At 72.9% G+C, this 12929-nt stretch carries 10 protein-coding genes; 8 read left to right on the plus strand and 2 right to left on the minus strand.

The window, feature by feature from the left end; all coding sequences use genetic code 11:
- Positions 1–161 precede the first annotated feature (161 nt).
- Complete coding sequence (locus tag OOZ19_RS14205) at positions 162–983, minus strand: class I SAM-dependent methyltransferase (protein ID WP_266090572.1); 822 nt, start codon at positions 981–983, stop codon at positions 162–164.
- 105 nt (positions 984–1088) lie between these two features.
- Between OOZ19_RS14205 and OOZ19_RS14210 the strand changes: the two genes are divergently transcribed.
- The gene (locus OOZ19_RS14210; protein ID WP_266090693.1) at positions 1089–1580 is read left to right on the plus strand and encodes a GbsR/MarR family transcriptional regulator; all 492 of its coding nucleotides are present in this window, start codon (positions 1089–1091) and stop codon (positions 1578–1580) included.
- An 86-nt stretch (positions 1581–1666) separates the two neighbouring features.
- Here OOZ19_RS14210 and OOZ19_RS14215 read toward each other — a convergent pair whose 3' ends face one another.
- Positions 1667–2371, minus strand: a complete 705-nt coding sequence (locus tag OOZ19_RS14215) for a M23 family metallopeptidase (protein WP_266090694.1) — start codon at positions 2369–2371, stop codon at positions 1667–1669.
- A 676-nt stretch (positions 2372–3047) separates the two neighbouring features.
- Here OOZ19_RS14215 and OOZ19_RS14220 point away from each other — a divergent pair.
- The 7 genes from OOZ19_RS14220 (at position 3048) to purH (ending at position 12721) form a co-directional block, all read left to right on the plus strand.
- On the plus strand, positions 3048–4856 hold the full coding sequence (locus OOZ19_RS14220; protein WP_266090573.1) for a hypothetical protein: 1809 nt from the start codon (positions 3048–3050) through the stop codon (positions 4854–4856).
- Positions 4857–5216: 360 nt separating this feature from the next.
- On the plus strand, positions 5217–6386 hold the full coding sequence (gene sucC, locus OOZ19_RS14225) for an ADP-forming succinate--CoA ligase subunit beta (protein ID WP_266090574.1): 1170 nt from the start codon (positions 5217–5219) through the stop codon (positions 6384–6386).
- Between the two features lie 3 nt (positions 6387–6389).
- Positions 6390–7274 carry a succinate--CoA ligase subunit alpha gene (gene sucD / locus OOZ19_RS14230; protein WP_266090575.1) on the plus strand — a complete coding sequence of 295 codons (885 nt, stop codon included), beginning with the start codon at positions 6390–6392 and terminating at the stop codon, positions 7272–7274.
- Positions 7275–7649: 375 nt separating this feature from the next.
- Positions 7650–8612: a DUF5336 domain-containing protein gene (locus OOZ19_RS14235; protein WP_266090576.1), complete on the plus strand. Its 963-nt coding sequence runs from the start codon at positions 7650–7652 to the stop codon at positions 8610–8612.
- 173 nt (positions 8613–8785) lie between these two features.
- Positions 8786–10348: a cell division protein PerM gene (locus OOZ19_RS14240; protein ID WP_266090577.1), complete on the plus strand. Its 1563-nt coding sequence runs from the start codon at positions 8786–8788 to the stop codon at positions 10346–10348.
- A gap of 217 nt (positions 10349–10565) precedes the next feature.
- On the plus strand, positions 10566–11159 hold the full coding sequence (gene purN / locus OOZ19_RS14245) for a phosphoribosylglycinamide formyltransferase (protein WP_266090695.1): 594 nt from the start codon (positions 10566–10568) through the stop codon (positions 11157–11159).
- Entirely contained in the window at positions 11156–12721 is a 1566-nt protein-coding gene (gene purH, locus OOZ19_RS14250) for a bifunctional phosphoribosylaminoimidazolecarboxamide formyltransferase/IMP cyclohydrolase (RefSeq protein ID WP_266090578.1), read from the plus strand. Before purN ends, purH begins: the two co-directional genes overlap by 4 nt.
- Positions 12722–12929 lie beyond the last annotated feature (208 nt).

Raw genomic sequence — 12929 nt, forward strand, 5'->3', positions numbered from 1 at the left:
CGAGGCAGGCGGGCTTCGCCGCCCACTGCACGGCCTTCGGCCGCGAGGCAGGCGGGCTTCGCCGCCCACTGCACGGCCTTCGGCCGCGAGGCAGGCGGGCTTCGCCGCCCACTGCACGGCTTCGCCGCTAGGCACGGCTTCGCCGCAGGCACGGCGGTGCGCTAGTCGAAGTGCATGGTGAGGATCAGGGCTAGCTTTCGGAAGGCCGGGATCGTGCCGAGGGCGCGGACGAGGGCCCGGTAGGCGGGGTTGAGGCGTTCCAAGCCGGGGATGTCGAAGAAGGTCGTTTCCTCGTCCAGGACCAGGCCGGGTACTTCTCGTTCCAGTTCGGTGCCGCTGCGGATTCCCCACTTCAGGCGGGCGTCGGCCGCTCGGACGGCTCCGTTGAGCCGGTGCGCCCAGCGCACCGCCAGCGGGCTCTGGACGTCGCAGATGAGGTGGCCGCCGGGGAAGTGCTCGGTGATCCGCCGCAGCAGCGCGACGCCCTCCGCCTCCTCCAAGTACATGGTGAGGCCTTCGGCGACGACCAGGGCCGGCTTGTCGTTCGGGATGCCGTGGAGCAGGTCCGGGGCGGTGACCGAGGAACCGATGGTGTGGTGGTGCTCCCGAGCCGGGTAGATCCGGTCGCGCAGCTCGATGACCTCGGGGAAGTCGACGTCGTACCACTCGACGCTCGGCGGCGGCGCGAGGCGCTGCCCGCGGCTGTCGAGCCCGCAGCCCAGGTGCAGCACGGTGACCTCCGGGTCGGCGGCGAGCCGGTCCGCGGTCAGGTCGTCGAACGTGCGACCGCGCAGCGCGATCGACAGCGCGTCGCCACCGCGCAACCCGGTGGTGGAGAAGTCGTGGTCGATGCGTGCGACCGCCTCCTCCGCGTACGGGTCGTGCAGCACCGGGTTCTCGGTGCGGCTGTGCAGCGCCCGGCCGTAGAGGGTGGCGAGCATGGTGGCTTGGGGGCCGGTGAAGTCGGCCTTCTCGCGGGTCATGGCGGTTCTCCCCAGGAGGTGTGCCCTTGGTGCGGACCCGACGCTACGCTCGATTCACAAAATCATGAAATAAAGAAACCGTATAAAATCCGAGGCGTGGTGGACGTGGAACGGGACGAGGCGGAGCGCGGCGACGGAGCAGGTGCGGCGGTGGGCCGGTTCGTCGAACGCTTCGCGCTCGACCTGGTGGCGGCCGGAGTGCCGCGCATGGCCGCCCGCGCGTTCGCCGGGCTGCTCGTCGCGCCCGGCGCGCGCCGCACGGCCGCCGAGATCGCGGCACTGCTGCGGGTCAGCCCGGCCGCGGTGTCCGGCGCGGTCCGCTACCTGGTGCAGGTCGGACTCGTCGTGCGGGAGCGGGATCCGGGCGAGCGGCGTGATCACTACCGGGTCCGCGACGACCTCTGGTACGAGACGATCATGCAGCGGGATCACATGCTGAGCGGCTGGGAGCGGACCCTGGAAGCCGGGGTGGACGCGGTCGGCGCCGGCACCGAAGCCGGCAGGCGGCTGGACGAGACGCGCCGCTTCTTCGAATTCCTCCGCGAGGAGATGCCCGCCCTGATGGACAAGTGGCGGGCCCGTCGAGCGGAGGACTGAGCCGAGGGCTCAGCGCTGCCGCGTCGAGCGGATGGCGCATCGGACCGGGTGCGGTCGGACGGGCCATCCGCTCGGACGGCGGTAGATCAGCTGACGTCGACGCCGCGAGCGCTCAGCCAGGGCATCGGGTTGATCTTCTTGCCGCTGGCGTTCCACACCTCGAAGTGCAGGTGGGTGCCGGTGGAGAAGCCGCGGTTGCCCATGGTGGCGATCTGGTCGCCCGCCTTGACCTTCTCACCCTCGCTGGCGGTGATGGTGTTGACGTGGCCGTAGACGGTGATCGTGCCGTCGTCGTGCTGCACGCGCACCCACAGGCCGAAGCCGCTGGCCGGGCCCGCCTCGATGACCACGCCGTCCTGCGCGGAGACGATCGGAGTGCCCTTGCTGTTGGCGATGTCGATGCCGTAGTGCGTGGTGCCCCAGCGGCCACCGAAACCGGAGGTGAAGGAGCCTTCGGCGGGGGCGACGACCTTCGGTCGCTTCGCCTCCTCTTCGGCGGCGATCCGCTCGGCTTCTTCTTCGGCGCGCTGCTCGGAGATGCGCTCGCTCTTGGCCAGCTTCTCGACTTCGGAGCCGGCGCTGCTGGCCCTGGGGACCGGGAGCATCTCAGGCGCCGGGGCGGAGCCGCCCATGCCGCCGCCGGAGTCACCGACGACGGAGCCGAACGAGGCGGCGGCGTCCTGGCCGGAAGCCAGCGGGCTGACGCCGTCCTGGTCCGGAGCGGGCTCGCCGCTGGCCATCGACTGACCGGCGGCGGCGAAGGCGCCTGCCGCGACGGCCGCGACGACCAGGCGTCCGCGAATGACCGAAGGTGGGGTGGAGAACCGCCGCTGACGCTGATGCGGGGGATCGTGCGGGGACGACTCCTCGGCGATCGGGGCGCCGCCGGGGGAGCGGTGTCGAGACAAGGCCTGCCCTTCCGTCTCGGGGAGTCCGTAACACGCTCCCGGACGGGGTTCCGGGGCGCCGGTCGGGGTAACCGGCAGTCGTGATCGGACCGTGACAACGGACCGGGGGACAGTAACCAGGCTGATCCCCTAGGGGCAAATCCCGATCAGTGGTCGTTCGCTCACGCACAGTGGCGGCGTGGAGGTCGGAGCGGGTGGTTGCGCACGGTGAAACGACGATCCGGCTGGGGTTACCGAGTGGCACTGCCTGCCGGTTCGTGATCGAGGAAGTCGCTCCCATTTGGACTATGGAGACGGGGCGGTTTCGCTTCGCCCGGTAATGGAGCCCGCCTGAATGTGGCGCAAGTCACATAAAAAACAGCGCAACGCACTCAACCTCAGTGACCCTTCCGGGGCCTCAAGTTGTACGAGCGCGCGATGAATCCCGGTTATTCCCGGCGCCATCGAGTTCGCCGCGGCGCGGCGCAACCGCCGCCCGTGGCCGACCCGCCGCGACCGTCCGTAGCGGTCCGCTGATCCCCAGGGGGCACCCGGTAGATCGGTTGCTAGCGTCGGCGCGGTGAGCGCACGGCCCGATCTCCCGTTCGAAACCTCGGAGGCGCAGATGAGCCGTCCGGCGGCGCCCGAACCCGTCGGCCCCCCGGCCGGTCTCACCGCGGCGATCGCGCTGTCCGCACTCGGTGCACTGCTCACCGGGCTCGCCCCGCTGCTGGGCCTGGTCACGCCGGACATGCCGGCGGCGTTCCCGGCCTGGCCGGTGCTGCTGCTCCTGGCGCTGATCCCCGCCGTGCTCGCCGGGCTGTCCTGGCGCGCTCGCCCCGCCTTGGCCGCCGCCGTGCTGCTCGGGCCCGCGGTGCTCGCGCCCGGTCGGCTGGCGCACGACGCGCAGCTCGTCGTCGACGCGGGCCTCGCCGCCCGCCCGGAACTGCTGCTGCCCGACACGCTCGACCCGCTCGCCCCGGCCTTCGGCACCTGGGTGCTGCTCGCCGGGCACGTGCTCACCCTCGTCGCAGGGGGCCTCGCGCTGATCGCGGGCCGCGGCCTGTTCGAGCACGCGGCCGGCACCTCGTTCGGCGGGGACCCCTTCAGCGGGCTTTCCGTCAGTGACGGCTCGCCGCACGGCTCACCCGGCGCGGACGTGGCCGGGACCGCCTCCGCCGCCGGCGCTCGGCGGCAGGGCCTGCTCGCGCTGGTGCTGTGCGCGACGGCCGTCGCCGCGGTCGGCCTGCTGATGGGGCCGTTCACCTCCGACGACCCGTACCTGCTGGCCAAGTCCGTCGTGGACGCGCCGGTCGCGGTCGCGGTCGGCAGCCTGCTGCTGGCGATCGCGGTGCCCGCCGCCGCCGCGTTCACCGCCGGGTCGACCGATCCGGAGCTGGTGCGCGGCGGACTGCTCGGTCTCGCCGCCGGACTGGCCGCCGCCGTGGTGCCGCCGCTGCTCTCGGTGGCCGTGCTGCCCCGGCTCCAGCTCGGCTGGGGTCCCGTGCTCGGGTTGGCCGCGGCGCTCGCGCTGGTGGCGCTCGCCGTGGCGGGCGGGCGCAACCCGGACCGCGACCGCGGCGACGTGGCGCTGCCCGCGCTGACGAAGCTGCTGCGGACCTCGGGCGTGCTGGCGCTGGCCGCCGGTGCGCTCGCGATCGCCTCCGCGCTCCTGCCGCACCTGGAGATGCCCAGCTGGGTCGACGACCCCTCGCTGTATCCGGCGCGGCTGCTGTGGCCCGGCGGCCTCGTGCTGGTGCTGCTCGGCGCGGGCCTGCTCGTGCCGCGGATCGCCCCCGCGGTGCGCCCCGCGCTGACCGTGGCCTGGGCGATGCTGCCGCTGGCGGGCGCCGCCGCGCTGGACACCGTGCTCACCTCCACCCAGGTCGCCGGGGCGAACGCGGGGCCGGGCGCCTGGACGTCCGGGGCGGCGATGGCGCTCGCGGCGCTCGCGGCGATCGTGGCCGCGCTCGCGGGCGGGGTCGAACGCGACGACGTGGACCTCACCGAACGGGACTGGCGGCCGGTGGTGGCCGTGCCCGCCGGGATCTCGGCGCTGCTGGGCCTGGCCGCGGTCCTGCTGCCGGTGCTCGCCGCCCCCGACTACACCGCGCCGGGCGTGTTCACCGAGTTCGGCACCACCTCGTGGGGCCTGATCGGGGCGGGCGCGGCGGTGCTGACCGCCGCGGTGCTCGCGGCCCGCAGCCGTCCCGCGCGGGCGGTGGCGCTGCTCGGCGGCGCCGCGCTGGTGATGGCCGCGCGCGCCCTGGAGTTCCCGCTCACCGCCGACCGCACCGAGGGCGGCGTCCCCGCGCTGGGCCTGTGGTTCGCCCTGGCCGCGATCGTCGCGTTGCTGATCACCGCAGCCCTCGCCTCCCGTCGGGACTGAGTCCCCGCGCTCGCGAGGAGGAAGAGCCGGGCCGCCGTTGCGGCGGAGCCGGTTGCGGGCCGCATCGGCCGCGGCGAACCCGAACCGGTCGGTTCGGCGCGCTCCGGCGGAACCTCACCGCTCCGGAAAAACCGGGGAAATTGTGTTCTGAGTCCCCTTGACGGGTCCCGAAGAGGTGTTCCGTTCGTCACTTACGCGGCGCATCCAGCGGTTTCAACTCGGCGAAATAGCCGGTCTGGATGCATTCACCTGCGGCGATCGGGCCAATGAGGTGAGCCAGTTCACCGGGTGCGGCGCACCGGCGGTCCTCGCAGGTCGCTATCGTCGCCGAGTCCGACACCGACGTCGCAGGAGAGTCGAGTGGACCTGTACGAGTACCAGGCGAAGGAACTCTTCGCTTCCCACGGAGTGCCGACGCTGCCCGGTTCCGTGGCCGTAACCCCCGAAGAGGCCAAGGCAGCCGCCGATGAACTCGGCGGGCCCGTGGTGGTCAAGGCCCAGGTGAAAACCGGGGGCCGCGGCAAGGCCGGCGGCGTGAAGCTGGCCGAGACGCCGGACGAGGCCCAGACCAAGGCCGAGGCGATCCTCGGTCTGGACATCAAGGGTCACGTGACGCGTCGTGTGCTGATCACGACCGCCTCCGACATCGCCGACGAGTACTACTTCTCCTTCCTGCTCGACCGCGCCAACAGGAACTTCCTGGCGATGGCCTCGGTCGAGGGTGGGATGGAGATCGAGGAAGTCGCCGCGACCAAGCCCGAGGCTCTGGCGCGCATCGCGATCGACCCGATCGAGGGCGTGGACGCCGCCAAGGCCCGCGAGATCGTCGAAGCCGCGAAGTTCCCGGCCGAGGTCGCCGACCAGGTCGTCGACGTGATCGTCAAGCTGTGGGAGACCTTCGTTTCGGAGGACGCCACGCTCGTCGAGATCAACCCGCTGGTCAAGGACCCGCAGGGCAAGATCATCGCGTTGGACGGCAAGGTCACGCTGGACGAGAACGCTTCGTTCCGGCAGCCGCAGCAGGCCGAGCTGGTCGACGCCGAGGCGGAGGACCCGCTGGAGGCGAAGGCCAAGGCCAAGGACCTCAACTACGTCAAGCTGGACGGCGAGGTCGGCATCATCGGCAACGGTGCCGGTCTGGTCATGTCCACGCTGGACGTCGTGGCCTACGCGGGCGAGGCGCACTCCAACGTCAAGCCGGCGAACTTCCTGGACATCGGCGGCGGCGCGTCCGCCGAGGTCATGGCGGCCGGGCTGGACGTGATCCTGGGCGACAGCGACGTGAAGTCGGTGTTCGTCAACGTCTTCGGCGGGATCACCGCGTGCGACGCCGTCGCCAACGGCATCGTGCAGGCGCTCAAGATCCTGGGCGACGACGCCACGAAGCCGCTGGTCGTCCGCCTCGACGGCAACAACGTCGAGGAAGGCCGGCGCATCCTGGCCGAGGCGAACCACCCGCTGGTCACCTTGGTCGACACGATGGACGGCGCGGCCGACAAGGCCGCCGAACTTGCTGCTGCGGGGGCGTGACCCATGGCCATCTTCCTCAATGACGACAGCAAGGTCATCGTCCAGGGCATCACCGGGTCCGAGGGCACCAAGCACACCGCGCGGATGCTGAAGTCGGGCACGAACATCGTCGGTGGCGTCAACGCCCGCAAGGCCGGGCAGACCGTCGAGATCGAGGGCAAGGAGCTCAAGGTCTTCGCCACCGTCGCCGAGGCGATGAAGGAGACCGGCGCCGACGTGTCGGTGCTGTTCGTGCCGCCGAAGTTCGCCAAGGACGCGGTCGTCGAGGCCATCGACGCCGAGATCCCGCTCGCCGTGGTGATCACCGAGGGCATCCCGGTGCACGACTCGGCGTACTTCTGGGCGCACGCGAACGCCACCGGGAACAAGACCCGCATCGTCGGGCCGAACTGCCCCGGCGTGATCTCGCCCGGCAAGTCCAACGCGGGCATCATCCCGGCGGACATCACCGGCCCCGGCAAGATCGGTCTGGTGTCGAAGTCGGGCACGCTGACGTACCAGATGATGTACGAGCTGCGCGACATCGGTTTCTCCACCGCGGTCGGCATCGGCGGTGACCCGATCATCGGCACCACGCACATCGACGCGCTCCAGGCGTTCCAGGACGACCCGGAGACCGAGGCGATCGTGATGATCGGCGAGATCGGTGGCGACGCCGAGGAGCGGGCCGCGGACTACATCAAGGCCAACATCACCAAGCCGGTGGTGGGCTACGTCGCCGGGTTCACCGCGCCGGAGGGCAAGACGATGGGCCACGCGGGCGCCATCGTGTCCGGTTCGTCGGGTACCGCGGCGGCGAAGAAGGAAGCTCTGGAGGCCGCCGGCGTCAAGGTCGGCAAGACCCCCAGCGAGACCGCGAACCTCATGCGCGAGATCGTCAAGGGCTGACTTTTCGCTTCACGACCGGGGCCGGGCACCTTGTTCAGGTGCCCGGCCCCGGTCGTTTTGCGGTGTCGTCCGAGGTCACGGGGTGCGGAGTGGTCGCGTTCCGGTCCCGTCGCGGTGAACTTCTCCACAGTTGCCAACCAGGAGCGCCCGCCGCCGCGATCCGCTGCGCCCCGGCCGGGCCGGGGCGGACGCCGCGCGGGCGGTGACCGGGGTGAACGCGTCCGGGCGCGGTTCGGCCGGGCGATGCGGGCGGATGACCACGGACCGTCGTACCCGTTCTGCGGCTGAATCACAGTCCGATACCGTTTCAAGTGTCACTCTTCCAAGTGACACTTGCGTTCTCCTGACCCTCGGCGAGGAGGAGTCCTCTCAATCATGTCCACGCCCTACGGTGCGCCCCCGCCCCACCAGCAGGCACCTCCGCACGCAGGGCCTCCTCGTGCGGAGACGCCGCAGCCCGGTGACGCGGGCGGCACCGACATCAAGTCCGTCCTGCCCCTCGTGGCCGCGGGCGCCGGACTCGTCGCGTACGTCCTCGGCTTCTTCGACCCGGCCGCCGCCGGGCTCATCACCGGAACCGCCGGTCTCGCGATCATCGCGACCGCGGTGCTGATGGGGCTGCGGAAGCTGCCGAAGTCCCCGAACACCCTGGTCGCCGCCGCACCGCTCGCGGTCTACGGCGTGCTGGCGCTGCTGCAGGCCGTGGTCGGCGGGATCGCCGGCGCCGTCGTGATCGTGCAGCTGGTCCTCGCCCTGGTTCAGGCCGCCGCCGTCGTCGTGCTCGTGCTGGCCGAGGCCGATGTCATCGCGGTCGGAGGCGGCAAGAAGCCCGAACCGCGTGGAGGCAGGCAAGGCCCGAACACCGGCCCGTTCCCGCCCCTCGGCGGCCCCGGCCAGCCCGGCCAGCCCGGTCAGGGTGGCGCGGGCGGCGCGGGCGGCCAGCCGCCGTTCGGGCAGCAGCCCGGCCAGCCCCAGCAGCCGTGGGGCCCGCCGCCGGGCGGTCAGCCCGGTTACGGCGGCCCGCAGGGCGGGCCCGGCCAGCCGCCTCCCGGCGGGTACCCCGGCGGTCCCGGACCGCAGGGCGGCCCGGGGCACCCCGGACAGGGCGGACCCGGTGGTCCGGGCCCGCAGGGCGGTTACGGCGGCCCGGGCGGCTACGGCGGTCCTGGCGGTCCTGGCGGGCCGGGAGGGCCGGGCGCTCCCGGTCCGCAGGGCCCGGACAGCCCCGCGGGCGGCTCGGCCGCCGGTGATCCCGGCCCGGCCTCCGGCCCGCAGTCGCAGGTCCCCGACGGCCCCGAGGGCACGCGGCAGATGCCGTACCCGGGTTCGTCGCACTAGTTCGACCGAGCGGACCGAGTCCGCGAGCCGAAGGGCGCCGACCGCATCCGCGGCGGCGCCCTTCGCGCGTTCCGGGGCAGGGACGGACGCTGCGTGATCGACGTCGCCCGATGGGCGGACGCTGCGGCGAGTCATGAGGGGTGCGCGCGGAGCCGGGTGCGAGATTCGGCCGCATGCCGCTGATCGAATCGCTGCCCGATCCGGACCTGGTGCCCGAGCCCGACGCGGAGCACCGCGACCGGATCGGGGCGCGGCGTCTCGGCTTGGTCGTGGCCACCACGACCCTGATCGGCTACCTGCTGGCCGCGACGCTGCTCGCCCTCGCCGCCGGCACCGCTCGCGGCGCGGACGTCGCACTGCCGACCTTGCTGGCCGCCGCCGTGCCGGGCTGGCTGGCCGCGCACCAAGTGCCGCTGCTGATCCTCGGCGCGCCGCTGTCGGTGCTGCCGTTCCTGCCGACCGTCGCGCTCGGCCTGCTGATCGCCGCGATCACCGCCGCCTTCCTGCGCCGCTACGAGCTGAGCGGTGCGCGCGACGCGGTCCAGGTGATCGGCGTGGTCGGCTTCGCGCACGCCGTGCTGGGGGCGGTGCTGGCCGCGCTGCTCGGCGGAGTCGTCGACGCCTCGGTGCCAGGGGCGTTCCTGCGCTGCGGGGTGATCGCCGCCGCGGCGTCGGCGGCCGGGGCCTGCCGGTACGGCGAGCTGCTCGCCGCCCTGCGGCGGCTCGCCGGTCCGACGGTCAGCGCAGGGCTCCGCGGCGGCCTGCTGGCCTGGGCGTGCTTGCTCGGCGCCGGCGCGCTGGTGGCGGTGATCGCGCTGTGCCTGTCCGCGCCGCGCGTCGGGGACCTGCTGGGCAGGGCGGACTCGGCGGGGGACGCGTTCGGGATGCTGCTGCTGTCGTTGCTGTACCTGCCCAACGCGATGGTGGCCGGGTGGTCGTTCGCGGCCGGGCCGGGGATCGGCGTCGGCGAGCTGGCCGTGCGCTTCTACGGCACGTCGCCCGGCCCGGTGCCGGAGCTCCCGCTGCTGGTGGCGCTCCCGCCGGGGGACGCGGCGTGGTGGTGGTCCGCGGTCGTGCTGCTGCCGGTCGCCGCGGGCGCGTTCGTGGGCGTGCGCTGCGGACGCGGCCTCGACGGGGCGCACCGGCCGGCGGCGGTCGTGCTCGCGGCGCTGGTCGCGGCGACCGGTGTGCTGGTGGTCGCCGCCGCGACCGGGGGCAGCGCCGGTGGCGGTGGATTCGACCCGATCTCGCTGCATCCGGTGCTCTCGGCGGTGGTCACCTTCGGCTGGGTGCTGGTCCCGGCGCTGCCCGCGGTGTGGTTGTTCCCGGTCGAGCCCGCGGCCCTCGCGGCGGAGCGGGACGAGGAGGTGCCGCCGGAACCGGAGGCGGCGGACGAGATCGCCGACGCGGCGGCGGAGGACTCCGAGGTGGCGGAGGACTCCGACGACGTGGACGCCGTCGAAGGCCCGGACGGCCAGGGAGACCCGGGCGAGCTGGAAGAAGTGGACCTCGAAGCCGACGAGTTCGACGTCGACGAGGCGGAATGGGCCGACCTGGTCCTGCGCGCCCAGCAGGCCGACGCCGCCGAACCGGTGGTGTCCTGGTCCGGGGACCTCTACGCCGACGAGGAACCCCTGCCCGCCCACGAGCAGGACGATCACGAGGCGGAGGAAGAGCCGGGCGCGCCGTCCTCCGACGTCGAGCCGGGCTCCGCGCCTCGGGGCGACGACCGCTGACCCGGTGAGGGCTGGGCCACTCGCGCCGGACCTGGCCGAGTCCGGAACGGGCCCGCCGCCTACGCTGCTCGGTGAGATCGTGACCAGGCACTGTCAGGAGTCAGAGCTGAGCACCCCCGCATCGAACGCGGCCTCCGCAGCACATCCGGACCCTGCCTCCGGGCCGGATCCGGCCGCGCAGGGCCCGACGCGGTTCCGCCCCGCCGAACCGGCCCGCGTGCTCGTGCTGGTCTCCGGTTCCGGAACCCTGCTGCAAGCCGTGCTGGACGCCACCGCGCAAGCCGGGCACCCGGTGCGGATCGTGGCGGTCGGCGCGGACCGGCCCGGCATCGAAGGCCTCGCCCGCGCCGAGCGCGCCGGGATCCCGACGTTCGTGCGCCGCGTCGCCGACCACGCGTCCAGGCAGGACTGGGACGAGGCGCTGACCGAGGCGTGCGCCGCCTACGAACCGGACCTGGTCGTGTCCGCGGGCTTCATGAAGCTCGCCGGTGAGCGCTTCCTGGCCCGCTTCGGCGGTCGCTACCTCAACAGCCACCCGGCGCTGCTGCCCGCGTTCCCCGGCATGCACGGGGTGCGCGACGCACTGGACTACGGAGTGCGCGTCACCGGCTGCACGCTGTTCGTGGTCGACGCGGGCGTGGACACCGGCCCGATCCTGGCGCAGGAAGCCGTGCCGGTACTGCCCGGCGATGACGAGGCGAGCCTGCACGAACGCATCAAGGCGGTCGAGCGGCGGCTGCTGGTCGAGACCCTGGAACAGCTCGCGCGGCACGGCTGGACCGTGCAGGGACGGAAGGTGGAAATCCCGTGACCCAGAACTCGCAGGAACGGCGGCCGGTGCGCCGGGCGTTGATCGGCGTGTCCGACAAGTCCGGTCTGCTGGACCTGGCCACCGGGCTGCACGCGGCCGGTGTGGAGATCGTCTCCACGGGCGGCACCGCGCGGGCCCTCGCCGACGCCGGTGTGCCGGTCACCCCCGTCGAGGAGCTCACCGGGTTCCCGGAGGCGCTGGACGGCCGGGTCAAGACGCTGCACCCGCGGGTGCACGCGGGCCTGCTCGCGGACCTCCGGCGCCCGGAGCACGCCGAGCAGCTGGCGGAGCTGGACATCCCGGCGTTCGACCTGCTCGTGGTGAACCTGTACCCGTTCGTGCAGACCGTCGCCTCCGGTGCGGAACCGGACGAGGTGATCGAGCAGATCGACATCGGTGGCCCCGCGATGGTGCGCGCCTCGGCGAAGAACCACGGCAACGTCGCCGTGGTCGTGGACCCGAGCAAGTACGAGTGGCTGCTGGAGCAGGTGCGCGCGGGCGGTTTCACCCTGCCCGAGCGGGTGGAGCTGGCGGCCGAGGCCTTCCGCCACACGGCGTCCTACGACGTGGCGGTGGCCGGGTGGATGAGCCGGGTGCCGACGGGCGACGACTCGGCGTTCCCCGGCTGGTTGGGCGAGACGTGGCAGCGGCGCTCGGCGCTGCGCTACGGCGAGAACCCGCACCAGGCCGCCGCGCTGTACGTCTCCGGCGGTGAGGCGACGGGCCTGGCCGCGGCGGCTCAGCTGCACGGCAAGGAGATGTCGTACAACAACTACGTGGACGCGGACGCCGCGTGGCGTTCCGCGCACGACCACGCGCAGCCCTGCGTGGCGATCATCAAGCACGCGAACCCGTGCGGCATCGCCGTCGCCGACGACATCGCCGACGCGCACCGCAAGGCGCACGAGTGCGACCCGGTGAGCGCGTTCGGCGGCGTGATCGCGGCGAACCGCGAGGTGACGGTGCCGATGGCGGAGCAGATCGCGGAGGTGTTCACCGAGGTCGTCGTCGCTCCCGGTTACGCCGACGGCGCCGTTGACGTGCTGACGCGGAAGAAGAACGTGCGCGTGCTGACCGCGCAGCCGCCGCGGTCGGGCCGGATCGAGATGCGGGCGATCTCCGGCGGGGTGCTGGCGCAGCAGTCCGACGCGATCGACGCCGAGGGCGACGACCCGGCGAACTGGACGCTGGCGGCGGGGGCCGCGGCGGACGAGGCGACGCTGGCCGACCTGCGCTTCGCCTGGCGCGCGTGCCGCGCGGTGAAGTCGAACGCGATCCTGCTGGCCGATGACGGCGCCACGGTGGGCGTCGGCATGGGCCAGGTCAACCGGGTCGATTCGGCGCGGCTGGCGGTGGCTCGGGCCGGGGAACGGGCCAGCGGTTCGGTGGTCGCCTCCGACGCGTTCTTCCCGTTCGGCGACGGGCCGCAGGCGCTGATCGAGGCGGGTGTGCGGGCCATCGTGCAGCCGGGCGGATCGGTGCGGGACAACGAGACGATCGAGGCGTGCGAGGCGGCGGGCGTGCCGTTGTACCTGACCGGCACCAGGCACTTCGCGCACTGATCTGGCTCTTTGCGGCTCGTGTTGCTTTGGTGGTCGTTTGGCGGAACCTCAGCTGTCTTCTCGCTGCGGGATCTTTTTCCCGAGTGGCTCCGCCACGAGGGAAAAAGCTGTCCTCGCGAGGAAGCCGCTGAGAACCCGCGGGTGGTCGGTTTTTCGACGTGGGCTATGCGCTGGCGCGCATACAGGCACGGCCTTCGGCCGCAAGGCA

Origin of the sequence: Saccharopolyspora sp. NFXS83, assembly GCF_026241095.1 — a bacterium.
Classification (GTDB): Bacteria; Actinomycetota; Actinomycetes; order Mycobacteriales; family Pseudonocardiaceae; genus Saccharopolyspora_C.